Origin of the sequence: Streptomyces mutabilis (assembly GCF_046628145.1) — a bacterium.
Classification (GTDB): domain Bacteria; phylum Actinomycetota; class Actinomycetes; order Streptomycetales; family Streptomycetaceae; genus Streptomyces; species Streptomyces mutabilis.
On record NZ_CP176874.1, the window covers coordinates 103,333 to 128,178 of the forward strand.

Here is a 24,846-nt window from a genome sequence, read left to right on the forward strand (position 1 = left end):
TGCAGGGGGTATTCGCCGAGACGCCCGACTGCGAGCGGGCAATCGGAACAGGGAGGGCACATCATGGCGACGACGACCGCACAGACCATCGCGCACACCACCACGGGCATGCCGGAGGTCGCGGACCCGTCCAAGGTGGCGCCCAAGGACGCGCGGGAGTTGTCGAAGCTGTTCTTCGAGCAACTGACGGTGCTGGAGGAGGGCACGCCCGAGTACCAGTACGCGCGCAACACGCTGATCGAGATGAACATGTCCCTGGTCCGCTTCGCGGCCGGCCGCTTCCGCAGCCGCGGCCCGGAGGAGATGGAGGACATCGTCCAGGTCGGCATGATCGGTCTGATCAAGGCCATCGACCGGTTCGAGCTGACCCGCGAGGTCGAGTTCACCTCGTTCGCCGTGCCGTACATCGTCGGCGAGATCAAGCGCTTCTTCCGGGACACCTCGTGGGCGGTGCACGTGCCCCGGCGGCTCCAGGAGGCCCGGGTCCAGCTGGCCCGCGCCACCGAGGAGCTGCGCAGCCGGCTCGGCCGCAACCCCACCACGAAGGAACTGTCCGAGCTGATGAGCCTGCCGGAGGACGAGGTCGTCGAGGCCCGCCTCGCGGCCAACGGCTACAACTCCGCCTCGCTGGACGCGGCCATCGGCGGCAGCGAGGACGGGGAGTCGGCCCTGGCGGACTTCATCGGCGCCGACGACGCCACGCTCGCGCTCGTGGACGACTTCCATTCGCTCGCGCCGATGATCGCCGAGCTGGACGAGCGCGACCGGCAGATCATCCACTGGCGGTTCGTCGAGGAGCTGACCCAGAAGGACATCGGCGAACGCCTCGGCGTCTCGCAGATGCACGTGTCCCGGCTGATCTCCCGCCTGCTGGCCCGCCTGCGCGAGGGCATGCTCACCACCGCCTGAGGCCCGGGCCGGAACCTCGGCCGTCGCTTCCTTACCGGCCGACGAGTACGGTGACCGGCGGAAGCGAAACTATCGTTGGAACACAGAAGATGCTCTCATCGCGCGAGGAGGCGTCGGAGCGCGCGTGGCTCGGGGGTAAACGTGGCGGTTGGTATGGGTGAGACCGGATTGGACGGTTCGTCGATGCGGCGGGCACCGGACGGTGCGGATCCGCGGACGGCTTCGGTGCGGTACCGGCGGGAGGCGCTGCGCATCGCCGACGCCCGTCTCTTCGCGGCCGAATACCTCACCCGCTCACAGCGGGGGCGGCGGTCGCCGCTGCCGGAGAACGTGTCGGAGGCCGTGCACCTGGTGGTGAGCGAGCTGATCACGAACGCGGTCAAGTACGGGGCCGATCCCATCGAACTCACCCTGAGCCTTACGGACGACTCGGTGACCGTCACCGTACGGGACGGTGACACCATGCTGCCGGCTCCCAGGTCCACTGACCCCGCTCGCGTCGGCCAGCACGGTCTGAAGATCGTGGCGGCGTTGAGCCAGGCCGTCGACGTACGGCGCGAGCCGTCCGGCAAGCGCATCACCGCGCGGATCGCCCTCGGCTGATCCTGCGACCGCTGTTGTAAGGCCCCGCACACGAAACTCACGCCACAAGCCGGTGCCAAGTGCGTCCCGCGGTCACTGTCCCAAGGATGCGATGGCCGCCTCGGTGTCGGGGTGGAACGTGAAGACCTGGTCGAGGCCCACGACGGAGAAGACACGCATCTGGTCCGGGCGGACACCGGCCAGACTGAGCGGTGAACCGGTCGCCTGCGCCCTCTGGTAGGCGCCGATGAGCACGGTGATTCCCGTCGAGTCGCAGTAGGTCAGGCCGGAGAGGTCGATAACCACCCCCTCGTCGCCGAAGGGGGCGCCCTTGACCGCTTCGCTCAGCAACTGGGAGGTGTGATGATCCATCTCACCCGACACCTCCAGGACGAAGGGACCCGACGGGGCCGCGTGCGGTGTGACGGTCAGCAGGTGCTCTGGGTCGTTCACCGGTTCTCCTTAATACGGGGTGCGAAGGGTGCGGGTACGGACAGCGCGAGGAGAGCGGTGTCGTCGGTGACGCCCTCGCCCAAAAACGTCAACAGTGTCTCGACCGACTGCAGCAGCTGGTCCGCCGTGCGTGGGGCCGTTGCGGCCAGATGCCGGGTCAGGCCGTCCTCGTCGAGCATTCTGCCGTCGGACGTGCGTGCTTCGGTCAGACCGTCCGTGTACAGCAGGAGGCATTCACCCGGGAAGAGCCGTGCGGTGGTCTGGACGAACTGCGGGCTGGGCAGCATGCCGATGAGCTGGCCACCCGCCGTGGAGATCGCCTGCACGGTCCCGTCCACGCGCACTGCGAGGGCGGACGGATGCCCGCCGCCGGCCAGCGTGACGGAGTAGGAGCCGTCGGGCACGGGCTGCAGGACGCCGAACACCGCGGTGCAGTAGCGGGGGTCACTGCCCTGGTACTCCCCCTTGAGCACGGCGTCCAGGTTGGCCAGCGCCGCGCAGGGATCCGGGTCGTAGATGGCGGCGGCCCGCAAGGTGTAACGCGTCAAGGAGGTGAGCGCGGCAGCGTCGGCGCCCTTGCCGCACACGTCGCCCAGGAAGAACGCCCACCGGCCGTCGTCCAGGGGGAAGAGGTCATAGAAGTCCCCGCCCACCTCGTCGGCGGAGGCCGTGTGATAGGCGGCCGCCACCTGCAGTCCGGGGACGTCGGGCAGGGCGGGCGGCAGGAGCGTCCGCTGCAGGGCACGTGCGAGACGCTCTGCCTCGGCGCGCCGTTCACGCTCGGCCGCGACCGTGCGGATGGCCGACAGCCGCAGTTCGAGTTCGTCCATGACCAGCGCGGCCAGGTCCTTCAGGGCCTCGAGCTGATCGTCGGTGGGCCGGCGGGGCCGGGTGTCCATGACGTCCACCGTGCCCAGGCGCTGACCGTCGGCCGTGGTGATGGGTACGGCGGCGTAGAAGCGGACGCCGAGGTCGCTGCGCACGAGCGGGTTCGCGAACGCGCGGGCATCCGAGTCGGCGTCGGTCACCACGTAGGGCTCGCCGTGCAGGATGGCGGAGGCGCACAGCCCTGGCTCCCGGTCGGTCTCGGTCATCCCGTCGAGGCCGTGGGCGGCTTTGAACCAGACCCGGTCGGTGTCGACAATCGCCACTGTGGCCATGGGCGCGTCGAACAGGCGGGCAGCCAGCGACGCGATCCGGTCGAAGGCGCCGTCAGGCGGTGTGTCCAGTACTTGGTAGCGGCGGACGGCGGCCAGCCGCGCCTCCTCGGCGACCGGTGCTGTCGGCCCGGTCTGCACGGAGCTCGCCGTCATCGTCTCCCCTGCGCGTCGTACCCGGCCTGGTCAGGACAGTCCGGGCAGCATGTACCCCCTCGGCTGGCCTATCCTACGAAGCCGTCGCGACTTGTGGGCATGCCCCCTGGCTTTTCCGCTGGTCCGCGGCAATGGCGGTGAAGTGACGGCGCAGTTGCCCGCCGACGCGACCGTCCGGCGGTGTGGCGAAAGGGAGTGCGGTGGAACGTGCGCAAGACGCCGGCTGCGAGGTCGCGGCTGCGAGTGGGGCAAGCGTTTTCACTGCCGATGAGGAGATCGGCTCGGATCTCGCCGGGGTGGACTGGTCGGCGACTCCGCTCGGTCCGCCGGAGCAGTGGCCGCAGAGCCTGCGGACTGCGGTCAGCATCCTGCTGTCCTCCCGGTTCTCCATGTGGATGGCGTGGGGCCCCGACCTGACGTTCTTCTGCAACGCCGCATACCGGCGCGACACGCTGGGCGCCAAGTATCCGTGGGCCCTGGGCCGGCCGGCGCGCGAGGTGTGGGCGGAGATCTGGGACGACATCGGCCCGCGCATCGACACCGTCATGAGTACGGGAGAGGCGACCTGGGACGAGGGCCTGTTGCTCTTCCTGGAGCGGTCCGGCTACACGGAGGAGAGCTACCACACCTTCTCGTACAGTCCCCTGCGTGACGACCGGGGCACCGTGGTCGGCATGCTCTGCGTCGTCAGCGAGGACACCCAGCGAGTCATTGGCGAGCGCCGCATGGCGACACTGCGCGATCTCGGCTCCGACCCGAGTGTGGTACGGACCGAAGAGGAGTGGCTCGCTTTCGCCAACCAGCAGTTGAACGCCAACAGGCGCGACCTGCCGTTCACGCTGACGTACCTCCTGACGGACGACGGCTCCGCGCGCCTCGCGGACTCGACGGGGCTCCGCGAGGGGCACCCTGCCGCTCCCGGGACCCTCCCGGGCAGCGCCTCCAGCGTGTGGCCCGTGACGGCCCTGAGGCACGGTGAGTCAGTGCTGGTTCCGCTCGACGACGCTCCCTTCGCAGGATTGCCGGCCGGCGACTGGCCCCGGCCGCCCGCGCACGCGTTGGTACTGCCGCTCCTCCAGCAGGGTGGCTCGCCCTACGGGTTCCTGGTGGCCGGGCTCAACCGCTACCGTGCCCTGGACGACGGCTACCGGGGGTTCGTCGAGCTTGTCGCGGGGCACCTGGCGGCGGGTATCGCGAGCGCCCGCAGTTACGAGGCCCAGCAGCGGCGGGCCCAGGAACTGGCGGAGCTGGACCGGGCCAAAACGGCCTTCTTCTCCAACATCAGCCACGAGTTCCGCACCCCTCTGACGCTGATCATGGGACCGGTGGACGAGTTGCGCTCCCGACTGTCCGGGGCAGACGCCCACGTGCGGGAGGAGCTGGAGGTCATCCACCGCAACGGCCTGCGCCTGGGCAAACTGGTCAACTCCTTGCTGGACTTCTCCCGCATCGAGGCCGGCCGTATGCAGGCCCGCTACGAACCCGCCGACCTGTCCCTGCTCACCGCCGACCTGGCCAGCGTGTTCCGCTCCGCCATCGACAAGGCCGGCCTGAACTTCCGCATCGACTGCGCCGAGCTTCCCGAGCCGGTCCACATCGACCGCGGCATGTGGGAGAAGGTGATCCTCAACCTGCTGAGCAACGCGTTGAAGTTCACCTTCGACGGCTCGATCCGCGTGTCCGTACGCGCCGCGGGGACGCACGCCGTCGTGACCGTCGCCGACACCGGCATCGGCGTGCCCGCCGCGGAGATGCCCCGGCTGTTCGAACGGTTCCACCGGATCGAGAACGCCCGCTCCCGTTCCAACGAGGGCAGCGGCATCGGTCTGGCCCTGGTGAAGGAGCTGGTGGAGCTGCACGGTGGAACCATCACCGCCGACAGTACCGAGGGCGAGGGCACCTGTTTCACCATCAGCCTGCCGTTCGGCTCCGCTCACCTGCCACCCGAAGCCCTCGCCCCTGCCGGGAGCGGCCGGGGCGCGTCGACCGCCGGCCCCTATCTGCAGGAGGCGCTGCGCTGGCTTCCGGACGAGGACGCATCGGACGCGCGAACGGCGGTGACCGCCACCGACGCGTCGGGCTACGCCGCGGCCCCCTCCGTCCCGGCACAGATCCTGGTCGCCGACGACAACGCCGACATGCGTGAGTACCTGACGAGGCTGCTCAAGGGGGCCGGGTATCAGGTGCGCACCGCCGACGACGGCCTGTCGGCCCTGCGGGCGGTCCGCGCCGACGCCCCCGACCTGGTCATCAGTGACGTCATGATGCCCGGCCTGGACGGCCTCGGCCTCGTGGCCGCGCTGCGCACCGACCCGCGAACCGCTTCGCTGCCCGTGGTACTGCTCTCGGCCCGGGCCGGGCAGGAGGCGTCCATCGAGGGCTTGCAGGCCGGCGCCGACGACTACCTCGTCAAGCCGTTCGCCGCAGCCGAGCTCCTCGCCCGCGTACGGGCCAACGTCGAGCTGGCACGGCTGCGCAACCATCAGGCTCGCTGGCGCAAGGCGCTGGTGGACTCCTTGCAGGAGGCGTTCTTCGTCTGCGACGAGGAGGGCGCCGTCATCGAGATCAACGCGGCGTTCACCGACATCCTCGGTTACACCCCCGACGGCCTCCCCTACCAGCCGGTCCATCCCTGGTGGCCGGACGCCGACACCGATCCCGAGGCACATCGCGAGGTGGACGAGGCATTCGCCCAACTGCTCAACGATCCCAAGGGCTCCTACACCATCCCCGTCACCCACCGCGACGGGCACCGCCTGTGGGTGACGGCCACCTTCAACCAGGCGCAGGACCCGGACACGGGGCGCAAGGTCACCGTCGGCACCTTCCGCGACGTCACCGCCGAGCACTACGCCGTGCAGCGCGAGAGCGCCCAGGCCGCCCTGAGCATGCGGCTCACTGAGGCGACCAGTTCTCCCGAGGCCCTCGCGGGCTCACTGACGGTCCTCAAGGAACTGTGGCGCGCCGAGTGTGTGCTGGCCGCCGTAGCGACCGCCGGGCAGGACGTCTCGGTCACGGCGACCGATGCCGGTCTGCATTGGCAGGACCTGCCCTCCGAGCGCCGGGAGCGGCTGTCGGCCTGGCTCGACGGTCCTCTGCTGACCCCCGCCGAAGACCCCTCCGGCGCGGGCATCACCGTCAGCCACCCGGAAGGGACGATGGTGCTGTGGATCGATCTCGGTGGCCACCGGCCCTTCACCGGCGAGGACCAGCTCCTGCTCTCCCTCCTCGCCGGTCAACTCGCGCAGGGCCTGGCGCGCGCCCACCAGATCGACCAGCAGCGCGAGACGGCGATCGCCCTGCAGCGCTCCATCCTCGGTCCGGCAAACCTCCCCGACGGCTTCGCCGTCCGCTACGAGCCCGCCACACCTCCCTTGGAGGTCGGCGGGGACTGGTACGACACCGTCCGACTCCCGGACGGCCGCATCGGCATCGTCGTCGGCGACTGTGTAGGCCGCGGCCTCGAAGCGGCCACCGTCATGGGTCAGTTGCGCAGCGCGTGCCGGGCACTGCTGCTGCAGGACTCCGGCCCCGCCCAGACCCTGATGGCACTGGACCACTTCGCTGCGGGCATCACCGGCGCCATGTGCACCACCGTGTTCTGCGGCGTCCTCGATCCGGACACCGGCGAGCTCACCTATTCCAGCGCGGGGCACCCGCCGGGCATCCTCACCCTTCCCGACGGCACCACCGTCCTGCTCGACGAGGGGCGTTCCGTGCCGTTGGCCGTGCGCCCTGGGAGGGAGCGGCCGGAGGGCACGTGCACCGTTCCCTCCCGTGCCACGCTCCTGCTCTACACCGACGGTCTCGTGGAACGCCGGCGCCGTCCGCTGACGGCGGGCATAGACCAGGCCGGTGAAGCCGTCCAGGCAGGGCGCGACGTGGCCGTAGACGACCTCGCCACGCACGTCATGTCCCAGCTTGCGCCATCCGGCGGCTTCGACGACGACGTGGCTCTCCTCCTGTACCGCCACCCAGCGCCCCTGGAGGTGGCCTTCCCAGCGGAATCGTCGCAACTGGCCCCGGTGCGCAAAGCGTTGCGCAGTTGGCTCACCCAGTGCGAACTCCCCCCGCACACGGTGCAGAACGTACTGGTCGCGGCCGGAGAGGCCTGTGCGAACGCCATTGAGCACGGTCACCGGGACGCTCCTGGTGACACGGTCCGGCTCCGTGCCGAGGCCCTGGTGGACGACCTGCACCTGACGGTCGCCGACTCCGGCCGCTGGAGGACGCCTCAGCCCGGGGAGAACAGCCACCGTGGCCGAGGCGTCGCGCTGATGCGGGCGCTGATGCACCAGGTCACCATCACCTCCGGCGCCGCCGGCACCACCGTCGACATGCACACGAGGATTGCCTGATGACCACGCTTCTGACCCTGACGCCCAGTCGACGGCCCGATGGTGTCACTCAGCTGACAGCCGTCGGCGAGATCGACATGAGCAACACGGACGCCCTCGCCAGGGCGATCGAGACAACGGACGGTCCGCTCGTCATCGACCTGACCGAGGTCGAGTACCTCGACAGCGCCGGCCTGAGCGTCCTCTTCCGACACATCGATCGGATCCAGCTCATCGCCACCCCGCTCCTGGCGCCCGTGCTGGAAGTCTCGGGCCTGGCCGACCTCACCACCGTCCATGGTTCGGATGGTGCCTGACCGCACGTTTCGGTCCCCGGCGGCTCCGGTCCACCACCGGGTGACGGGGTGGGCGCTCACGCGGTCCGTCGGCCCGATCGGCGACCACTGCCCGGGCGCCGCACTCCGATGGAGTGTCCGGACCGACCGCGCGCCTCTTCAGTGACGACCTGATCATCAGGACCCCAGTCGGGGGCAAGGAAGAGGTTCCGCCACTGTGGCGCCGGAACGTCGGCGGCCGGCCCGCTCATCGTCTCGTCGCGCTGCCGAAGCCAGGTATCGCTCATGACTGTCTTTCACTTCCTCACGTGCTCGAGTCCGCCGCCGCTCCGGCACGGTCGGCGGACTCACTGTCCTCTACGGGTGGCTGGGTGCCCGTCACCAGCCGTGTGGCGGGTTCATGCGGCCAGGGCCTCGTCTTCCACGGGGGCGGCGGTGCGCTCGGCGAACTGTTCGAGAAGCCTGTCCGCCGTGCGCAGGGCCTGCTCGGCGGTACGGGCTCCCGTCATCACGCACAGCGTGTACGTGGCGTCTTCGAGGGTCCTGCTCGTGTGTCCGCTGGGACGCACGTCGTGGTCGATGCGCGCCTGAGCGAACCGAGCCAGTACGGCCCGCAGTTCCTTCTCCGTCGGCAGAATCATGGACACCTTCCCTCTCCCGTCACCCCTCCCTCCTCTCGACGCGGCTGTCCACGTCACGAGGGAGGGACTGTCTCCATCACGCCTGACAGCCACCGTCCACAGCGGGGGTCAGGCAGAACGTCGAATGCCCGCAATCCTCAGCTCCAAGCCACACGGCTCACGTTTCAACCGGAGCCCGGCACGCCATGCCCCCTAGTCGGCAGCGGCCTCTTCCACCGTCGCCCGTACCTTCAAGAGGGCATCGACGCCCGTCAGTCGCAAGAGCCGCAGCACTTGCCGCGTCGGCGCGGCCACCCGGAAGTCGGTTGCCTGGTGGGTGAGAATCAGCAGACTCAGCAGGGTGGAGTCGGCGAAGGTGATGCCGGACGCGTCCAGAACCAGCTTCGGACTCTTCCCTGCCGCGGCTCTCAGAGCGTCGGCCAACGCCTCGACCGAGTTCATGTCGTACGCGCCTCGTGCGCTGACGACCCAGGCGCCGTGCGTCTCGTACTGCGCTTGCGTGGGTCGGTCCAGGGCCGGGAGCCGACTCTGGTCGGTGTGGCGCGAGCACCCTGCGACCGCTTCTTCCAAAGACACCCTCGGGCCCCTCCTATGTCTCCCACGGGGACAGAACACGTCACCCTTAGCACGAAAATAATGTCATGTATTAGCTGTCACGCAAAGACAGTCCCTAGAATGCTGTACATGGTTGAAGTCCCTGAATCTCACTCCGGATGGACGTTCGTCACCAACCACGCGCGTGTGCTGGCGGCCATCGCCGACAAGCCGAACGTACGGATCCGCGATATCGCCGCCCACTGCAGACTCACCGAGCGCGCTGTCCAGCGGATCATCGCGGACCTGGAACAGGGCGGCTACCTCTCCCACACCCGCGACGGGCGCAGCAACATCTACCGTATCGAGCCGGACAAAGTTCTGCGCCACCCCGCGGAAGCAGGACTGACCGTGGCCGCTCTGCTGTCCCTGCTCGTTCGGGACGAGACCGACCACGGGCGGCCGGCCGAGTCCAGCGCCGCCCGCTGACGGCGATCCAGGTCGCCGAGTCGCAGGGAGCTACTCCGAACCCCCAGAAGGTCAGGTGCCTTCTGCATGTGCACGGCTTCAACGGGCACATGCACGTTCCATGACGGGAGGGGAACGACGCGCGTGACGACTGAGCCGATCACGTGGTCGGAGGCGAATCCCAGCGGCTGCGGGGAGGGCGCGGAGGACATTGCCCCGAGGCCCTGGACGAGGCGCCGGAGACGCCGCGCGAGCGCGTCAACCGGCGGTGGAACGAGATCATGCAGGAGACGCGCGTCGCTCAGACGGGCGTCCAGATCCTTTTCGGCTTCCTGCTCAGCGTCGCCTTCACACCTCTCTTCCACGACCTGGGAACGTTCGAGCACGCCGCCTACGTCCTCACCGTGGTCTCGGGTGCCACGGCCACCGCCTGCCTGATCGCCCCGGTCTCCATCCACCGCTCCCTGTCGGGGCAGCGGATGAAGGACGAGATGGTGGAGGTGGCGCATCGCCTGATGATGTGCGGCATGCTCCTGATGGCCGTGACCATCGGGTGCACGCTCCTGCCTTCGCCGCCTGTGGCATCCTCCGCATCGAACGCGACGCGTCCTGACAGACAATGCCTGGCCCTACCGCAAGAGCTTCGCCTGGCGGCAGGCGCTTGCCGACCTCGGCGCGTCCGGCAAGCCCACGCGCATCTACCGGCCGCAGACCAACGGCAAGGTCGAACGCTTCAACCGCACGCTGCTCGACGAATGGGCCTACCTACGGCCCTACACCAGCAACGCCGAACGCACTGCCGCCCTGGCAGACTTCCTGCACACCTACAACCACCACCGTTGCCACACCGCACTCGGCGGCCACCCACCCATCAGCCGCGTGAACAACGCTTCAGGTCAATACAACTAGGCCGTGTATCGGAAGTGGCTGGTAGCGACCTGTGGGGCAGGTTGGAGAATTCTGTAGCTGCTCGTATCGCGGACCTGCGATGGTGTCCGTCATGGATTCCGAGCCGCGCACTGGTCTCGCTCGTCACTATGACTCAGGGAGCTGGCTGGCTCGGTTCGCGGGTCGGACTTGTGGTCTGTCCGCGATGCGAGGGCCGTGCTCTCGTGATCCCCCGGCCTGGCCTTTCTGGTCCCAGATACGTCAGCGAGCTCCTGTTCCAGCCGCGTCGTCTGGCTTGTGGAGGGTGCGGTGCCGTCGCCGACTGGAAACCTGAGGTGCAGGGGGCTGGTCTGGTCGGCGCGGTGCTGGGCGGTAGTGAGGATCCGCTTTTCCAGCGGCCTCTGTGACTGCAGACCCGTTGCGCCGGTCACATCTTGTGGGCCTATAACGAGGAGCACGTCGAGGAGCTGTCCGCCTACGTCGGGGCGCGATTGCGAGAGCGTGGCGGCGTGCAGTCGATGATGTCGATGTTCGCTCGGCTGCCGGCGTGGATGAAGGTGTCGGACAATCGCGCGGAGGTGCTGGCCGACCTGGAGACGCTGCGGGCGCTGACCGAACGGATGGCACCTGCCGACCGCTCCGATGCCGCGCACCGGCGCGGTGACCGTCCCCAAGCGCACAGGAGTATGTACTTCCGGGGCGGCCCTTATGAGTCTTGAAGGCCCTGGTCACAGCCGTTCGTTGATGGCTGCGATCAGGACGGGCGCCTCGTAGCGGACCGCGAGCTTGTCATATCGCGTGGCGACCGCCGGTGTCTCTCGAGGCGGTTGATCCCGCACTCGACCGCGTGGCGCTCGCGGTAGTCGGCCGGGGCGGAGTACGGCCGACCACCGCGGGAGCCGAGCTTCTGGCGGTTGCGCGCCTGGTCAGACTTTTCCGGGATGGTGCAGCGGATCCCGCGGCGGCGCAGGCAGGCGCGGTTTCTGCGGGAGGCGTACGCCTTGTCGGCGCGGACTCGATTTGGTCGGACGCGGGGCCTGCCTGGACCGATGCGGGGCACGCGGATCTTCTCCAGCACGGGTTCGAACTGCGGTGAGTCCCCGCGTTGCCCACCCGCCGCGCGACCGCCCCAGCCCATGATCACGGAGCTCGGTGAAGACGCCGCCCGGTGGTTCTTTCTGCAGTTCACCCTGCTTGCGGGTCCCGGCCGCGTGTTGATGGGCGCGGCAGACCGAGGAGTCGACGCTCAGGTTCAAGACGATCGCACCTTTCACACCGGCCAGGGGCTGGAGCCGGGTGAGGATCCGGTGCCAGGTACCGTTCCGTTGCCATCGGCGTAACAGGTCGTACATCCGGTTCCATGGTCCGTATTCGTCGGGGATGACCCGCCACGGAACTTCGGTCCGGGCCCGGAACCGTTGCCGTCGATCAGTTGCCGCCGAGGCCAGACGGGTGGCCGACCCGACCTGGCGCCCTTCGGCAACAGCGATTTCAGCACCGCCCACTGCTCGTCCGTGAGATCTCCCCGACCCATGAACCGTGATCATTCACAGCTCAAGATCCACTTTCGATACACGGCCTAGTACTGCAACGGTGCTTGCCGTGACTGGTGGCCAGGTCAGGGGATGTGTCCGCGTCGTTTGTAGTGGCTGGTGCGGGCTTGGTGTTGTCGTCGGCGGCGCCAGGTCGACCAGTGCAGGATGTGCTCGATGGGTGTGGGCCGGCGGTTGGTGAGGCGGGCGATCAGCCGTCGTATCTCGGCGAGGCTGAGGTGGATGAGCTGGGAGGATCCGTTTCTGCTTTCCCGGCATCCAGCTCTCGGGCTCGCAGGACGGTCAGGCAGGCGTGGGCGGCCATGGCGAGGGTCATGTGGCGGTGCCATCCGGGATAGCGGCGGACCTGGTAGTCGTCCAGGCCGCATTCCTGCTTGGCGCTCTGGAAGCACTCCTCGATGGCCCACCGGCTGCCCGCGATGCGGATCAGGTCATCCAGTGTGGTTCCGGCGGGGCAGTAGGCGATGTAGTAGGAGATCTCCTGCGGGCGGGCAACGCTGCGGCGGGCGATCACCCAGTGGCGGCGGTCGGGCCGGTGCCAGGGCCGCACCTCGACGCGTGCCCAGTCGTAGATCCGCTGGCCGTGAGCTCCGGTGCCACAGGAACGACGTTTCCATTTCTGCCGGGCGAGGCCGTTGAACAGGTCGTGGACGGGATGGTCGATCGCCCAGCGGGTGACCACGGTGTCGTGCCGGGTGGTGGCCATGACGTGGAAGACGTCCGCCCGTTCCAGCTCGGACCGCCAGCCCTTGGAAAAGCCGTAGGCGGCGTCCGCGGTCACCCACCGGAACGGGATCTTGTCTGCGATCGCGCGGCGGACCATCGCCTTGGCCATGGCCACCTTGGTCTCGAAGGCGACCTCGTCGCCGATGCCGACCCGGCGGCATCTTTCCCGGTCGTCGGTCCATGAGGTGGGCAGATACAGACGCCGGTCGATCAGCGTCCGCCCACGGTCGGTGGCATAGGCGAGGAAGACGCCGACCTGGCAGTTCTCCGTCCGCCCCGCGGTGCCGGAGTACTGCCGCTGCACTCCTGCCGACCGCGTCCCTTTCTTCAGGAAGCCCGTGTCGTCCACGACGAGGACAGCGTCCGGGTCGCCGAGGTTGTCGACCACGTACCGGCGCACGTCGTCGAGCACCTCGTCGGCGTCCCACTCGATCCGGTTCAGCATCCGGTGGATGCGGTCCGGGCCAGCGTGACCGGCTTCCTCCGCCAGCGTCCAGCCGTTCTTCCGCTGCAGCGGAGCGATCAGGCCCCGCATATAAGCCAGTGCCGACTCCCGGGACTCCGATCTGCTGAAACGGTGCACGAACTGCCCATGCACAGATTCCAGTTCACCCGCCCACAACCTGACATCAGAAAGGGCCCCACCCATAACCACACCAACGACCAACCTGGCCACCAGTCACGGCAAGCACCGTTGCAGTACTAAGGGCCGACAATCTTCCTAGGCCGTGTCTGACAAGTGATCTTGTCGGGGCTCGCGGAGCCAGAGAATGAGTGCCGCGAGGTGGAGTCCTGCCCGGTAGCGGGCGGCGAGCTTGTCGAAGCGGGTGGCGATGACGCGGAACTGCTTGAGCCGGTTGAAGCAGCGTTCGACGACGTTGCGCGCTTTGTAGAGGTCACGGTCGAAGGCCGGTGGCCTGCCGCCGCCCTGTCCGCGCCGCACGCGGTTGGCCTTCTGGTCGGCCCGTTCAGGGATCACCGCCCGGATGCCCCGCCGCCGCAGCATCAGGCGGATCGCCCGTGACGAATACGCCTTGTCCGAAAGGGGATTCGCCCCACGTCCATCTGCTTGTGCGCGCCGTGCGGGCTTCGTGAGGCACTGACGACCCGACGTGCCCGAACGGGCAGCCGGAGACCGGGAATGCACCGCCCACTGACGCGCGATACCGATGGCGAGGCTGCCGTTGCGGTAGGTGTTCGACGGGTGCCGTCCACGATCCACAGCCGCTCGACTGCGCCCTGGGGGCCGCGGGCCAGCTCGACCGCGAGCAGCGGACCGAGCCCTTGGACCACCCGGCACACGGTCGCCGGCGAGGCGCCGAACAGCGGAGCGAGTTGCCGCACAGTGAGGTTCGTTCGGTAGTACACGGTCACCAGCCGCACCCACTCGGCCAGCGGCAGCTGCCGCGGATGCCCCCAGTCGCGCCCCTCGTCACCACGTTTCCGGGCCGCGTTCAGTAACCGGCCGAACTGGTCGCCCCGCAACCCGGTGAACGTCTCCAGCCGTACCCGATCGCGCCCGTGCTCGGACACGGTGGCGGTGGTTCCCATCGCTCCGGCCGCTCCTGTGGTCCTCTTGGGCTCTTCACCGGCTTCCTCCGCCAGGACCTCGACGCCGTCACCGCCGGACTCGCCCTGTCAGGGGGTTCATGTGCCAGCGTCCCCCTTCTCGTCGGTGTGCAGTCCGATGCCCGGGTAGCCCTTGCGCTGATGGGACAGGATCCGTGGTTACGGCTCAGTGGCTGCGCAGGTGAGATCGGGCGCTCAGCGAGATGGCCGTGGTCAGAACGTGTCACAGCGGAAACGCGAAGGCGCCGCTGGCCACGTCGGACCAGCGGCGCCTCACGCACGGGCCGCGCCTCTCAGCTCAGCGGACGGCCTGCCCGGTCAGAAGTCCCGCTCCGCCCCCTGAAGAAGTGCGTCAGGTACGGCTGGTACGGGAGCAGGTACAGGTACCGGTTCGAGTCGGTGAGGGGCGCGATGGCCAGGGTGGGATCGTCGACCGGGTGAATGCTGAAGCTGCCGAACAGCCCTGACGGGCGCAGGCGCCACCTCCGGCCGGTGGGGTAGAGCCGCCCGGAGAGGACGACCTTCTTGTAGTGCAGGCCGGAGGAGGCGACGGCCAACTCGTGGCCGGACTCGGCGTTGGCGATGGTGTAGGTGCCGTCGTCCCAGTGCTGCGTGAACCGCCACTTCTCACCGAGGTTGTCGATGTTGTTGCGGTCGTGGAACAGGAGCGCGTGGCCGTTCGGCGCACCGTGGAAGCCCGCGCTGTTGAGGTGCAGTGAGGTGACCATGTGGTCGTTCCACACGTCACGGTCCGTGGGGATGTTGACGGACGATGCCTGCGGCGCCTGGAGAACGGGCGGCGCCGGGTTCTCGCTGGCGGTCGTTGTCGGCTCTTCTTCGGCGGCGTCAACTTCGGTCATGGAAACTCTCCCTTTTGCTGTGGCGGTTTCCGCAACGTGGAGTACCGGTATCCGTCTGTCGCGCATTTCTGGCATCCCCTCACCGAGAGCAGCAACACCCATTAACCGAAATAAGGGACAATAGTCGTATTGAGAAATTATCTAAAGGTGTCTCACGCGGGGTGTGAGTTTCCGGTGGGCCAGATTGTGCAGGCAGGCGAATCCGATCATGCCCTCGCCCACCGCTACATGGGCTCACGCGGCGGACGATGCCCACCCATGCGTGATCGCCCGGATCGCATCTAGCCGGCGGCGGCCAGCAGCAGAGCGCACAGCAGGCGGGCCGGGCGCCTTGTCCGCGCCGCGGCGCCCGCCCTCTGGCTGGCCTGCGGTAAGGGCCACACCGCCAGGATGACCGCGGGTGCTCGCCGTCGGCGGCGTCATCCCGTTGTTCGTCGTCGCTCTATCCCAGGTTTGGTGGCAGAGAAGCACAACGTCCGACAACGCGCCCTTGTCCGCGCGGTCGCGCAGCTCTCACCTCTGCACACGCTGCTGCTCGCAGAGCCCTCGGAGGTGGGGGGTGAGGCTCGGGGCGCGCGGGGACGGGCTATTGCGCGGCGTCCGGGCGGGGGTGCGGGGGGTGGTGGTACTCGGTGAGGACGGTGAGCAGGCGGGTGAGTTCGTCCTGCTGGCCGGGAGTGAGGGGGGCGAGGAGTTCGCGCTGGGCGTCGGCGACAAGCGTATCGAGGTGTTCCAGGCGGCGGCGGCCGGCGGGGGTAAGGGTGATGACGTTGCGGCGGCGGTCGGCGGGGTCGGGCTCGCGGCGGATGTATTCGGCGTCGGCCAGCTCATTGAGGACGGCGACCATGTCGCTGCGGTAGATGCCGGTGCGGCGGCTGAGTTCGGCCTGGCTGGCGGCGCCGGCTTCGGCCAGCGTGACCAGCACGGCGAAGTGCCACTTGCGAGCACCTTCCGCGGTCAGGCGCTCGCTGACGAGCCGGTCGGCGACGACCGCGGCCCCGGTGAGCAGGCGGCTGGGGATGGCGCGCAGCCGGGCCGGGGTTGGTTCGGGGGTCGGGCTCATCGGGATCCTCCACCTCTTGCGTTAGTGCCACTAACAGTCTAGCTTCGTTAGTGGCACTAACGTTTAGGCTTCGACTGCATCTTCCTGGAGTGAGACCATGATCAAGCCGTTCCGCATCGACGTTCCCCAGGCCGACCTCGACGACCTGACCGACCGCCTCTCCCGCACCCGTTGGCCCAATGAGGTCGCCGACGCCGGGTGGGACTACGGCTTCCCGCTGGCGCGGCTCAAGGAGCTTGCCGAGTACTGGCGCACCGGCTACGACTGGCGTGCGCATGAGGCCAAGCTCAACGAGCTGCCGCACTTCACCACCGAGAACGAGCTGCCGCACTTCACCACCGAGATCGAAGGCCAGAACATCCACTTCGTCCACCTCCGGTCTGCGAACCCGGACGCGCTCGCGCTGATCCTCACCCACGGCTGGCCCGGTTCGTTCCTGGAGTTCCTCGACGTGATCGAGCCGCTGTCGCGCGACTTCCACCTGGTGATGCCGTCCATCCCGGGTTACGGCTTCTCCGGGCCGACCCACGAGCGCGGCTGGGACGCTACCCGGGTCGCGCGGGCCTGGGCCGAGCTGATGCACCGTCTCGGGTACGAGCGCTACGGCGCGCAGGGCGGCGACTTCGGCGCGGGCATCTCGACGGCGCTCGGCGCGGTGGCACCCGAGCACGTCGTCGGGGTGCACGTCAACTACCTGCCGACCCGGCCGGTCCCGGATGCCGACATCGAACTGTCCGAAATGGATGAAGCCCGGCTGGACAAGATCCGGCAGCTGATGGCGAACCGTCCGCCGTACCAGGCTCTGCAGGCCCTCACCCCGCAGACCATCGGCTACGCGCTGACCGACTCACCGGTCGGCCAGCTGGTCTGGATCGCCGAGCGCTTCGCCCAGTGGACCGACCCCGAGACACCGGTCAGCGACGAGCGGATGCTCACCGATATCTCGCTGTACTGGCTGACCGGCACGGCGGCCTCCTCAGCGCGGCTCCACCACGATGCCCCGCGGGGCGTCCAACAGCCGTGCCCGGTGCCGCTCGGCGTCGCGGTGTTCGCGCACGACATCACACAGTCGGTGCGACCACTGGCCGAGCGGCTGTACGACATCAGGCATTGGTCGGAGTTCGAGCACGGCGGCCACTTCGCTGCGATGGAAGTGCCGGAGCTGCTCGCACAGGACGTCCGGGACTTCTTCCTCACCCACGTCAAGCACGACTAGCGACCAGTGTTCAACTGCGGTGACCCAGTGCCGTTCCGCGGCCTCTGCGTGAGGCAACCCTGTTGTCTACGGCAAGGGGGAAGTGATGGCCACAGTCGTACAGCCATCGGCTGGGAAGCCGTTGACCGTCCGTGTGGTGGCGGACGTGTTCCTCGACTCGCTCGGCAATCCGAACACAGTTCAGAACTACGGGATCGGGTGGGCAAGACCGCCGAACGGCTCGGTGAGGCCCGGCCGCTGGCGTAGGCCGCGGACGATGATGCGGGTCAGTACGTCACTGACCGGCCTACGCCGGAAAGCTCGTCGACTTGGCCAACAGCCCCTCAACCTTCGGTCTCCTTACTACCTGGCGCCGATGGGATCTACCCAGGCCTCTCGCAGTAACCCTGCTGGAAGGCTGTCCAGAAGACCTCGTCGATCCCGGTATCGGTAAAGGAGTTCCAGTTGGTGTGGGCGACGAGTTGGTCGCGCCCGTCGCGGCTGTTGAGGGCATAGGTCAGGTAGCCGGGTGCGCTGCCGCCGTGGCCGTACGCACGGCCGCATCTGGTGGCGTAGACGTAGACGCCCAGGCCGTAGGCGACAGCGGGCGGGGCGCTGCCGGTTACGGGAACCGTGTCGGTGAGCATCCGGCGAAGCAGGTTTGGGGGCAGGAGACGTCCTTGCAGCAGGGCCCGGTAGAAGCGTGCGATGTCAGCCGCGGTCGAGACCAGGGCGCCCGATGCGCCGGCCTCGGACGGGCTGGACGCGGTGACGTCGAACCGGGTGGCATCCGGCGCGTTCGGCAACAGGAGCGAGATATCTGCGTAGCCGTGCGCATGGGCTCCGTCGATGGCGTTCCGTGCCAGCGGGTACGAAGTGTCGCGCAGCCCGAGGGGGGCGAAGATGCGGCGTTCGAGGTTGGTGCGCAGGTCGCGGTCGGTGATCCGCTCGACGATCAGGTCGAGCAGCAGGTAGTTCGTGTTGGAGTACCGGAACCGGGTGCCGGGAACTGGGAAGTACCGGGGCTGGGCCAGACCGATGCTGATCAGTTGGTCGCGGGGCCAGTACTGGTCGAGGCTGCGGAAGTGGGGAAGCAGCCCATCGATGTAGTCGTACAGCCCGCTCGTGTGGTTGAGCAGTTGGCGGACAGTGATGGGCGCACCGGCCAGCGCGTTGCCGGTGCGGACCTGGTCGGGCAGCAGGCTCTGCACGGTGTCGTCGAGTCGCAACCGGCGCTCGGCGACGAGTTGCAGGACGACCGTTGCGGTGAAGGTTTTTGTGACGCTCCCGGTGCGGAACTTCAGGTCCGGTGCCATCGGTGTGCCGGCGGAACGGTCGGCGACGCCGGCCGCGCCGAAGCGGTAGTCCGAGCCGCGTCGGGCGAGCAGGAAAGCGCCTGGGTTGGGGTTGGGGTGAGCCACCACCTGATCGACCAGGGCCTGGAGGGCCGGGTCACGGCGGCCGTCGGCCGTCTGTCCGTCACTGACCTGGCCCGCGGTGGCCATACCGGGTGGCAGCAGGAGAGCAAGAGCAAGTCCCAGACCTGACAAGCGGGTTAAGCGTCGTCGGATCATCGCGGGGTTCTCCTCCGTTAGCAATATAGACGTACGGTTATAACACGCGATACCGTCCTCACGTGCCGAGAGTTGCCGACCACGACGCCCGCCACGGGCAGATCACCGACGCCGTCCAACGCCTGATCGCGCGACACGGTCTCACCTCCGTGACCGTCGCGCGGACCGCCGCGGAAGCGGGCGTGTCCGTCGGCCTGGTGCAGCACTACTTCACGACGAAGGAGGAGATGCTGCTGGCCACGTTCACCCGCGTCAGCGAGCGTTTCACCGCACGAGTGGACGGCCTGGTGAACCGGGGCGAGGCCGAGGGCCGCACCATCGCTGACATGCTGCGGCAGGCGCTGACCGAGCTCATGCCGCTGGACGACGCCCGCCGCGCCGAGTTCCTGGTCCGTCTCGCCTTCGCCGACCAGGCCGCGCACAACGCCCGCCTTGCCAACGTCCAGACAGCGACCCTCATGGGTATCCGCTCACGCGTGACCCAAGCCATCAGAAATGGGACGGTATGCGGCGAGGTCGGTCACGGGATCGACGCGGCTGGCCAGGCCCTGCATATCGTCGCGTTCGCCGAAGGGCTCGCCCTGCACACGCATATCGACCCCGATGGCACACCGAAACCGGCGATCTTCGCCGCGTTGAACGACCAAATCGGCCGCGTGTTCACAGGAACCTGCCGACGCGCCCAGCTCGGTTGATGATCAGCAGCCACCGGGTGGCGGCCTCTCGCAGAGGTGCCCCCAACATCGAGGGCCTGGGCAAGCTCCGTCATGCCGTCGAGCAGACCTGCGCCCTGCTCCACCACTTCGAACGACTCGCCGCCCGATGGCTACGCCGCACCGAACTCCACGATGCCTTCGTCCCCCTCGCCTGCAGCCTCATCTGCTACCGACGACTCAAGAGGGCTGCCGGGGTTCATTGGATTCCCGCCGCACCTGTCGCCATTCGTTCGTTGCCGACAGTCGGTGGCGGCTGCGGTAGGTCATGGGCGTTCAGGATTTCATCGCGTCGAACCGACGTGTTTCGTCACCTGGGGCGCCCATTTCGTCGGTGTCCCCCGGGTTGCGGGCGCCCACGATCCTCTGTGTCACACCCCAGTGGCAGACTGACGGCACGACGAGGCTTGGGAAGGGCCGGGCGTTGCGGCGGGGGTCACCCGCCGAGTGCCACTGCTCAGGGTGGCTGGTGCCACAGGGGGATGTGCGGCTGTGATCTTCGACAGTCTTGATGTGTCGTACGGCGAGAAGTGGGGTTCCTATCGGGGAATGACCCATCCGAACCCGATGTCGCGAGCCCTCGCCGCACGCAAGCATGCTGCCGGGAGGATCACGCGGTTCTGTTGTCTGCGCGGGACCAACCGCTGGCGCTGGTCGAAAGATGGCCGCGCGGCATGTGGCGTGTGTACCTGTTCGACGACAGATCATGGCGCACGCAGATGATCGACCTCAAGCCGCACGGTACGGGCATGCTGTTGGCTCGCTGGAACACCCGATGGGAGTTTTCCAACGAGCAGGAGTACTCGTCCGACAAGTGGGATGCCCAGGAGACCACGACCGTCTCGGCCGACGGGCAGGTCGAGGTGAAGTCCGTGTTCGCCGGGCCGAGGGGAGCATCGACGGAGCCACTGCACACTCGAACATCCGGCCCGTCGAGCACCCCCGTGCGGCGGTTCGCGGCGCCCGTCGAAAGTTTCCTCTGTCCCGCACCGGAATTCGGCGACTGGCAGGTGTTCGTGCCGTTCCTCGCCCAGCAGGGCCACGAGCCCGCCACGACCGTAGTCCTGAACGACGTGTCGCCTCGGTACCGAGGTTCGAACTGATCCATCTCGACTCCGGCAAGACACTCACCTCCGTGGACCAGGTGAAGACCGGCCGCTTCCAGATCAAGCTGAAGGGGGACGTCATCGGCCGTCCTGCGATCGAAGACAAGTCGCTGCTTCCGAAGCCGATCCACAACACGGCGACCAGGGAGGCTGAGACCTACTGGGTGCTCGAGGTCGTCGCGCAGTAGCTGAGTGGCCCTTTTACCCGCCGTGCGGTAGGTACGGCGGCCTGCGAGAGTCTGGTGATGGTGGAGCCCTTCCAGCGGTGCGCGTGGTCCTGGGTATCGTCGGGGGCGTCACCGTGGTTCACAGGCTGACGCCCCCTCGTCCGCCAGGTCGTTCGCTCGATGTGCAGCCCACCGTCGAACCAGCGGCCTCGGCGTCTCCCGCACCCTGCGCCGCTGCCCGGGCCAGGAGGGACTTGCCCACACCAGCCGCGCCGCGAACGACCAGCGGGCCCTCAGCGCAGCGGGAAGGATCCAACCGGGCGAGCACCTGCCGGGCCTCGCTCTCCCGGTCGATCCGCAGGCCGATGTCGATGATTCCCGTGCTGCGTGGGGACTTGTTGTAGGTGTTGCCGTGGACTTCCACGGCGGGCACGGGTCCGCTCCCCCGGGAACCAGGGAGACCAGCCGCATCAGCTCCGCCTCGGCCGCTTGCCGGACCCGGTCGTCCTCGTCACGGTGGAGGGCGGCGAAGCGCTCCCCCCACTGACTCGCCTGACCCCTGCTCTCCTCCGCGTCGTCCGACACGCGGGGCACCGCCGCCGTCCGCAGACCGCGCCCCACGTCCCCCTCGCCCGGACGGCGCCTGAACTCCGGACCACGCCGACCCGGACGCTCCCCACCGTTCCACGCGTACATCATGACCGCCCCCTGCTGCATCCCGCCTACCGGATGCGCGCTCGGCACGAGGGTGCAGGCGGACGTACGGCTCGCCCACCGGTGCCCGGCCGGCGCAACGGGTCGCCGCCGACTCCGTGCCGGTACAACCCTCGCGGCCCGTCCCGAGTCTGAAAGGCCGCGATGAGGTGAGGACCTGACCGCCAGCCACCGGGCCACGACCGGACACAGAGATGGCATACGATCCGCATACCCCTCATAAAAACCCAGTAAGAGGATGTACACGTCATGACCACCCGTGCCCCTTATCGTTCCCTTAGCGGCATATCTGCCGTTGTCGCCCTGCTCGCGATCGGCGCGGTGGGGTGCTCGGACGTCACCGACGCCGTCGACAGCGCCAAGGACGGCGCGAAGAAGGTGGCCCGCCAGCGCTCGGTGTTCTCGCTGAACACCGGTGACTGCTACAACCCGTCCGGCAAGGCCGAGGGAACGGCGTACACCGTCGAGATCGTGCCCTGCGACGAGGCGCACGCAGGCCAGGTCGTCGGCGAGTTCTCGATCGACGAGGGCAAGCAATACCCTGGCGACGACGGGGTCTCCGCGATCGCGGACACCCGCTGTCTGGTCGAGGCGCAGAAGTACGCCCCGGACACCTGGGCGCTCCCCAAGGGCGCCGAGCTCTTCTACTACACCCCGACCGCGGAGAGCTGGGCAACGGGCGACCGCTCGGTGAGCTGCACCTACACCGCCGAGAAGGGCACGCTGAGCGGCACCCTGGACACCGCGAAGTCCCTCAAGCCCGAACAGCTCACTTACCTCAAGGGGTCGAACGCGGTCTACGAGGCCCTGTGGGAGAACCAGTCCGAGAAGGACACCGTCGAGGCCGACCTGCCCGCTTACAAGGCGCAGGCGAAGGCCGTCACGGCCGCTCTCCAGGCCCACGTCGAGGGCCTCAACGACATCGAGGGTGTCGAGGTCGGCAAGCTCCGTTCGACGCTGGCGAAGGCGGCCGGCGACTGGGAGAAGGCCGCGAACGCCTCCGACGCCGACTCGTTCTACGTCGCCTACGACTCGGCGTTCACCGGCATCGACCCGAACAAGTCGGTGGCTGCCCGCAAGGAGCTGGGCCTGGCCACCACCGTCCCGGCCGACGAGGCCGAGGTCTGGGCGAGCTGACTCCTTAGGGGCGGGCACCGGTCAGCTGGTGCCCGCCCCGCCTGACCGCGACGGGACGGAGCCGGGGGCCGGGGTCCCGCTGGTCGACGGTGCCTTCGACCCCGCAGTCTTCGACGTCGCCGAGCGCACCGCCTTCCCCCACGGGGTCACTCTCACCCGCCTCACCCGGCGCTTAGAGAGCATCTGATCGATGTTCACTTTGATATGGGTGGGATGTCCGTTTCAATTCGCCACGTTGGTGCGGATTCTCCGGTCAGTTCGCGGGACATTTTGTTAGCCATCACCCAGTGGATCATTGTCTGAGATCGCTGCGGCAGGGCTTCGTAGTCCCGCGCCAGACGGCGGTGCTGCATCAGCCAGCCGAAGGTCCGCTCGATCACCCACCGCTTCGGTAGCGGCTCGAACCCCTTCGCCCGTGGCCGCTGTACCACCTCGACATCGATGCCCAGCCGGGCACCGTGGTTGAAGATGCTGTTCTGGTACCCGCCGTCGGCCCAGACCTTGGTGACACCGGGATGTGCCGCAGCCAGCTCGTCGAGCAGCCGTTTGCCTCCGGTGGTGTCGTGCACATTCGCGGCAGACCAGGACAGCCAGCACCAGACCGAGCGGGTCCGTGATCACGTGCCGCTTGCGTCCTTTGATCTTCTTGCCGGCGTCGATGCCCTGGCTGGTCTCGGCGACGTTCGCCGAGGTCTTCACGCTCTGCGCGTCCACTGCGGTCGCGGTGGGCTCCGCACTGCGGCCGTGAGCCCGTCGGGTCTTGTCGCGTAACAGGTCGTGGACCTGCCGGGTGGTGCCGTCGGATTCCCACTTCGCGTAGTAGTCGTAGACGGTCTTGTACGGCGGGAAGTCGTGCGGCAGGTACTCCCACGGGATGCCGGTGCGGTTGACGTACAGAAGGACGACTCAGGAGGCTGACGGTTCGATCTCCCCCGCAAAGACGATGACCTGGTCGATGAGGCTCCGCCGCAGATGGACGACGTCCGTTCCCGCCAGGCGGGGACCTCCATCCGGCGTGGTGAAGACCCACTGGTACCGGGCCCACTCGTCAGGCATGTCCACCGCTGAGCAGCGCACCATCGTGCCGGTTCCCGCTGGGTGGCGCCGGATGTCCAGCACGAACCGCTCGACCGCCGCGATTCCTTCGCTGCGGCCCAACGGCCCCCAGAAGACCACATCCGAGGTCAGAGCCTGCGCGAGCAGGGCAGTCACATAACTGTCGTCCGAGGCGTTGAACGCGGAGATGAACGTGTCGATCGCGGAGCGTGCCGTCTCTTCCTGCATGCCCCAGTAATACCAGCCGTTGCGCGTGCGCTCGTCCCGCGAGCCGCCTTCCGGTCACGGCGAATCATCCCGGTCACAGCACCATGCATCGGGTTCCGCCCGTCGAGGCGGTGCGTAACGGGGCCGGCAGCCCGGCCGGTCTCAGTCGGTCTTCTTGATCACCCGGGCAGGCACTCCCGCGACGACGGCGCCGGCGGGGACGTCGCGGGTGACCACTGCCCCGGCAGCAACCACCGCGCCGGCACCGATGGTCACCCCCTGCGTGATCACGGCAGCTGTCCCGATCCAGACGTCGTCCTCGATGACGATCGGGGCGAAGGAAAGGTACTCGCGGCGTTCGGCCAGGGGCAGTGGATGACCTCCGGTGATGAGGCTGACCTTCGGGGCGATCATGACCCCGTTCCCGATACGGATGCCTCCCTTGTCCATGAACGTGCAGTTCTGGTTGACGAAGACGTTCTCCCCGAACGTTGTGTTCAGCCCGTACTCGGTGAAGAACGGCGGGTAGATCGTCACCGATTCCGGCAGCGGGCCACCGAAGACAACGGAAAGGAGTTCCTTCCGGCCTCCGCTGTCGCTGAACGGAAGCACGTTCAGTCGAGACGTCGCATCGGTCACCTCCACGATCCGCTCCGCGTGACGGGTGAACTCCGGTGTATGGACATGCATGACCTGCTCTGTGCGGGTGGACATGCGCTGATCACACCACCGCGCAGAACAGGTGATCAAACAACCCTGACCCGACCGGACACAACCAGAGGTTG

23 protein-coding genes and 6 pseudogenes are annotated in these 24,846 nt (G+C 68.1%); 14 read left to right on the forward strand and 15 right to left on the reverse strand.

Features of this window, described 5'->3' with window-relative positions; genetic code table 11:
• The first annotated feature begins 63 nt into the window (after positions 1 to 63).
• Both ACLIN4_RS00430 and ACLIN4_RS00435 read left to right on the forward strand, forming a co-directional pair.
• Complete coding sequence (locus ACLIN4_RS00430) at positions 64 to 909, forward strand: RNA polymerase sigma factor SigF (protein ID WP_411575345.1); 846 nt, start codon at positions 64 to 66, stop codon at positions 907 to 909.
• A gap of 153 nt (positions 910 to 1,062) precedes the next feature.
• On the forward strand, positions 1,063 to 1,512 hold the full coding sequence (locus ACLIN4_RS00435) for an ATP-binding protein (RefSeq protein ID WP_411575346.1): 450 nt from the start codon (positions 1,063 to 1,065) through the stop codon (positions 1,510 to 1,512).
• A gap of 72 nt (positions 1,513 to 1,584) precedes the next feature.
• On the opposite strand, the gene ACLIN4_RS00440 is transcribed toward ACLIN4_RS00435, so the two are convergent.
• Both ACLIN4_RS00440 and ACLIN4_RS00445 read right to left on the reverse strand, forming a co-directional pair.
• Complete coding sequence (locus ACLIN4_RS00440; protein WP_411575347.1) at positions 1,585 to 1,944, reverse strand: STAS domain-containing protein; 360 nt, start codon at positions 1,942 to 1,944, stop codon at positions 1,585 to 1,587.
• Positions 1,941 to 3,257 carry a PP2C family protein-serine/threonine phosphatase gene (locus tag ACLIN4_RS00445; protein WP_411575348.1) on the reverse strand — a complete coding sequence of 439 codons (1,317 nt, stop codon included), beginning with the start codon at positions 3,255 to 3,257 and terminating at the stop codon, positions 1,941 to 1,943. Before ACLIN4_RS00445 ends, ACLIN4_RS00440 begins: the two co-directional genes overlap by 4 nt.
• Before the next feature lie 200 nt (positions 3,258 to 3,457).
• Between ACLIN4_RS00445 and ACLIN4_RS00450 the strand changes: the two genes are divergently transcribed.
• Both ACLIN4_RS00450 and ACLIN4_RS00455 read left to right on the forward strand, forming a co-directional pair.
• Positions 3,458 to 7,615 (forward strand): SpoIIE family protein phosphatase, encoded by a 4,158-nt coding sequence (locus ACLIN4_RS00450; RefSeq protein WP_411575349.1) that lies wholly within the window; start codon positions 3,458 to 3,460, stop codon positions 7,613 to 7,615.
• The gene (locus tag ACLIN4_RS00455) at positions 7,615 to 7,911 is read left to right on the forward strand and encodes an STAS domain-containing protein (RefSeq protein ID WP_411575350.1); all 297 of its coding nucleotides are present in this window, start codon (positions 7,615 to 7,617) and stop codon (positions 7,909 to 7,911) included. Before ACLIN4_RS00450 ends, ACLIN4_RS00455 begins: the two co-directional genes overlap by 1 nt.
• 377 nt (positions 7,912 to 8,288) lie before the next feature.
• Here ACLIN4_RS00455 and ACLIN4_RS00460 read toward each other — a convergent pair whose 3' ends face one another.
• Entirely contained in the window at positions 8,289 to 8,531 is a 243-nt protein-coding gene (locus ACLIN4_RS00460) for a DUF5133 domain-containing protein (RefSeq protein ID WP_411575351.1), read from the reverse strand.
• A gap of 192 nt (positions 8,532 to 8,723) precedes the next feature.
• Positions 8,724 to 9,146: an STAS domain-containing protein gene (locus tag ACLIN4_RS00465; RefSeq protein ID WP_411575352.1), complete on the reverse strand. Its 423-nt coding sequence runs from the start codon at positions 9,144 to 9,146 to the stop codon at positions 8,724 to 8,726.
• A 69-nt stretch (positions 9,147 to 9,215) separates the two neighbouring features.
• Here ACLIN4_RS00465 and ACLIN4_RS00470 point away from each other — a divergent pair, with 69 nt between their 5' ends.
• The 4 genes and pseudogenes from ACLIN4_RS00470 (at position 9,216) to ACLIN4_RS00485 (ending at position 11,140) form a co-directional block, all read left to right on the forward strand.
• A complete protein-coding gene (locus tag ACLIN4_RS00470) occupies positions 9,216 to 9,554 on the forward strand; it encodes a helix-turn-helix transcriptional regulator (protein WP_411575353.1) in 339 nt (112 codons plus the stop codon).
• A 167-nt stretch (positions 9,555 to 9,721) separates the two neighbouring features.
• Positions 9,722 to 10,099, forward strand: a pseudogene (locus ACLIN4_RS00475) (DUF6328 family protein); the annotation flags it as partial.
• A gap of 34 nt (positions 10,100 to 10,133) precedes the next feature.
• Positions 10,134 to 10,442: pseudogene (locus ACLIN4_RS00480) on the forward strand (integrase core domain-containing protein); the annotation flags it as partial.
• Between the two features lie 488 nt (positions 10,443 to 10,930).
• Positions 10,931 to 11,140, forward strand: a complete 210-nt coding sequence (locus ACLIN4_RS00485; protein WP_411575354.1) for a hypothetical protein — start codon at positions 10,931 to 10,933, stop codon at positions 11,138 to 11,140.
• Between the two features lie 9 nt (positions 11,141 to 11,149).
• On the opposite strand, the pseudogene ACLIN4_RS00490 reads toward ACLIN4_RS00485, so the two are convergent.
• From ACLIN4_RS00490 to ACLIN4_RS00515, 6 genes and pseudogenes are all read right to left on the reverse strand, one after another.
• Positions 11,150 to 11,955: pseudogene (locus ACLIN4_RS00490) on the reverse strand (IS5 family transposase).
• A gap of 209 nt (positions 11,956 to 12,164) precedes the next feature.
• Positions 12,165 to 13,349, reverse strand: coding sequence for an IS701 family transposase (locus ACLIN4_RS00495; RefSeq protein ID WP_411575355.1), 1,185 nt, complete (start codon positions 13,347 to 13,349; stop codon positions 12,165 to 12,167).
• Positions 13,350 to 13,421: 72 nt separating this feature from the next.
• Positions 13,422 to 13,745 (reverse strand): annotated as a pseudogene (locus ACLIN4_RS00500) (transposase); the annotation flags it as partial.
• On the reverse strand, positions 13,706 to 14,251 hold the full coding sequence (locus tag ACLIN4_RS00505) for a helix-turn-helix domain-containing protein (RefSeq protein ID WP_411575356.1): 546 nt from the start codon (positions 14,249 to 14,251) through the stop codon (positions 13,706 to 13,708). The pseudogene ACLIN4_RS00500 and the gene ACLIN4_RS00505, both read right to left, overlap by 40 nt.
• Before the next feature lie 311 nt (positions 14,252 to 14,562).
• Positions 14,563 to 15,129 carry an RICIN domain-containing protein gene (locus tag ACLIN4_RS00510; RefSeq protein WP_411575357.1) on the reverse strand — a complete coding sequence of 189 codons (567 nt, stop codon included), beginning with the start codon at positions 15,127 to 15,129 and terminating at the stop codon, positions 14,563 to 14,565.
• 586 nt (positions 15,130 to 15,715) lie between these two features.
• Positions 15,716 to 16,192 (reverse strand): MarR family winged helix-turn-helix transcriptional regulator, encoded by a 477-nt coding sequence (locus ACLIN4_RS00515; RefSeq protein WP_411575358.1) that lies wholly within the window; start codon positions 16,190 to 16,192, stop codon positions 15,716 to 15,718.
• Between the two features lie 97 nt (positions 16,193 to 16,289).
• Between ACLIN4_RS00515 and ACLIN4_RS00520 the strand changes: the two genes are divergently transcribed.
• Both ACLIN4_RS00520 and ACLIN4_RS00525 read left to right on the forward strand, forming a co-directional pair.
• The gene (locus tag ACLIN4_RS00520; RefSeq protein WP_411575359.1) at positions 16,290 to 17,408 is read left to right on the forward strand and encodes an epoxide hydrolase family protein; all 1,119 of its coding nucleotides are present in this window, start codon (positions 16,290 to 16,292) and stop codon (positions 17,406 to 17,408) included.
• Between the two features lie 85 nt (positions 17,409 to 17,493).
• A pseudogene (locus ACLIN4_RS00525) lies at positions 17,494 to 17,651 on the forward strand (site-specific integrase); the annotation flags it as partial.
• A gap of 119 nt (positions 17,652 to 17,770) precedes the next feature.
• Here the strand turns inward: ACLIN4_RS00525 and ACLIN4_RS00530 are convergent.
• The gene (locus ACLIN4_RS00530; protein ID WP_411575360.1) at positions 17,771 to 18,961 is read right to left on the reverse strand and encodes a serine hydrolase domain-containing protein; all 1,191 of its coding nucleotides are present in this window, start codon (positions 18,959 to 18,961) and stop codon (positions 17,771 to 17,773) included.
• A 62-nt stretch (positions 18,962 to 19,023) separates the two neighbouring features.
• Here ACLIN4_RS00530 and ACLIN4_RS00535 point away from each other — a divergent pair, with 62 nt between their 5' ends.
• The 3 genes from ACLIN4_RS00535 (at position 19,024) to ACLIN4_RS00545 (ending at position 20,968) form a co-directional block, all read left to right on the forward strand.
• The gene (locus ACLIN4_RS00535) at positions 19,024 to 19,656 is read left to right on the forward strand and encodes a TetR/AcrR family transcriptional regulator (RefSeq protein WP_411575361.1); all 633 of its coding nucleotides are present in this window, start codon (positions 19,024 to 19,026) and stop codon (positions 19,654 to 19,656) included.
• A gap of 692 nt (positions 19,657 to 20,348) precedes the next feature.
• Complete coding sequence (locus ACLIN4_RS00540) at positions 20,349 to 20,777, forward strand: hypothetical protein (protein WP_411575362.1); 429 nt, start codon at positions 20,349 to 20,351, stop codon at positions 20,775 to 20,777.
• 32 nt (positions 20,778 to 20,809) lie between these two features.
• Positions 20,810 to 20,968, forward strand: coding sequence for a hypothetical protein (locus ACLIN4_RS00545; protein WP_411575363.1), 159 nt, complete (start codon positions 20,810 to 20,812; stop codon positions 20,966 to 20,968).
• Positions 20,969 to 21,086: 118 nt separating this feature from the next.
• On the opposite strand, the gene ACLIN4_RS00550 is transcribed toward ACLIN4_RS00545, so the two are convergent.
• Positions 21,087 to 21,380, reverse strand: a complete 294-nt coding sequence (locus ACLIN4_RS00550; protein WP_289909253.1) for a hypothetical protein — start codon at positions 21,378 to 21,380, stop codon at positions 21,087 to 21,089.
• Positions 21,381 to 21,910: 530 nt separating this feature from the next.
• On the opposite strand from ACLIN4_RS00550, the gene ACLIN4_RS00555 reads away from it, so the two are divergent.
• Positions 21,911 to 22,798 (forward strand): septum formation family protein, encoded by an 888-nt coding sequence (locus ACLIN4_RS00555; RefSeq protein WP_411575364.1) that lies wholly within the window; start codon positions 21,911 to 21,913, stop codon positions 22,796 to 22,798.
• 194 nt (positions 22,799 to 22,992) lie between these two features.
• Here the strand turns inward: ACLIN4_RS00555 and ACLIN4_RS00560 are convergent.
• From ACLIN4_RS00560 to ACLIN4_RS00570, 3 genes and pseudogenes are all read right to left on the reverse strand, one after another.
• Positions 22,993 to 23,695: pseudogene (locus tag ACLIN4_RS00560) on the reverse strand (IS5 family transposase).
• 9 nt (positions 23,696 to 23,704) lie between these two features.
• Positions 23,705 to 24,082 carry a nuclear transport factor 2 family protein gene (locus ACLIN4_RS00565; protein ID WP_107478139.1) on the reverse strand — a complete coding sequence of 126 codons (378 nt, stop codon included), beginning with the start codon at positions 24,080 to 24,082 and terminating at the stop codon, positions 23,705 to 23,707.
• Positions 24,083 to 24,223: 141 nt separating this feature from the next.
• Positions 24,224 to 24,751: a sugar O-acetyltransferase gene (locus tag ACLIN4_RS00570; RefSeq protein ID WP_107478150.1), complete on the reverse strand. Its 528-nt coding sequence runs from the start codon at positions 24,749 to 24,751 to the stop codon at positions 24,224 to 24,226.
• Positions 24,752 to 24,846 lie beyond the last annotated feature (95 nt).

Coding starts and splice junctions, on each gene's coding strand:
- ACLIN4_RS00430 (WP_411575345.1), top strand. CDS start 64: ATGGCGACGACGACCGCACAGACCATCGCGCACACCACCACGGGCATG.
- ACLIN4_RS00435 (WP_411575346.1), top strand. CDS start 1,063: ATGGGTGAGACCGGATTGGACGGTTCGTCGATGCGGCGGGCACCGGAC.
- ACLIN4_RS00445 (WP_411575348.1), bottom strand. CDS start 3,257: ATGACGGCGAGCTCCGTGCAGACCGGGCCGACAGCACCGGTCGCCGAG.
- ACLIN4_RS00455 (WP_411575350.1), top strand. CDS start 7,615: ATGACCACGCTTCTGACCCTGACGCCCAGTCGACGGCCCGATGGTGTC.
- ACLIN4_RS00460 (WP_411575351.1), bottom strand. CDS start 8,531: ATGATTCTGCCGACGGAGAAGGAACTGCGGGCCGTACTGGCTCGGTTC.
- ACLIN4_RS00470 (WP_411575353.1), top strand. CDS start 9,216: ATGGTTGAAGTCCCTGAATCTCACTCCGGATGGACGTTCGTCACCAAC.
- ACLIN4_RS00495 (WP_411575355.1), bottom strand. CDS start 13,349: ATGGGTGGGGCCCTTTCTGATGTCAGGTTGTGGGCGGGTGAACTGGAA.
- ACLIN4_RS00505 (WP_411575356.1), bottom strand. CDS start 14,251: ATGGGAACCACCGCCACCGTGTCCGAGCACGGGCGCGATCGGGTACGG.
- ACLIN4_RS00510 (WP_411575357.1), bottom strand. CDS start 15,129: ATGACCGAAGTTGACGCCGCCGAAGAAGAGCCGACAACGACCGCCAGC.
- ACLIN4_RS00515 (WP_411575358.1), bottom strand. CDS start 16,192: ATGAGCCCGACCCCCGAACCAACCCCGGCCCGGCTGCGCGCCATCCCC.
- ACLIN4_RS00520 (WP_411575359.1), top strand. CDS start 16,290: ATGATCAAGCCGTTCCGCATCGACGTTCCCCAGGCCGACCTCGACGAC.
- ACLIN4_RS00530 (WP_411575360.1), bottom strand. CDS start 18,961: ATGATCCGACGACGCTTAACCCGCTTGTCAGGTCTGGGACTTGCTCTT.
- ACLIN4_RS00540 (WP_411575362.1), top strand. CDS start 20,349: ATGTGGCGTGTGTACCTGTTCGACGACAGATCATGGCGCACGCAGATG.
- ACLIN4_RS00555 (WP_411575364.1), top strand. CDS start 21,911: ATGACCACCCGTGCCCCTTATCGTTCCCTTAGCGGCATATCTGCCGTT.
- ACLIN4_RS00565 (WP_107478139.1), bottom strand. CDS start 24,082: ATGCAGGAAGAGACGGCACGCTCCGCGATCGACACGTTCATCTCCGCG.
- ACLIN4_RS00570 (WP_107478150.1), bottom strand. CDS start 24,751: ATGCATGTCCATACACCGGAGTTCACCCGTCACGCGGAGCGGATCGTG.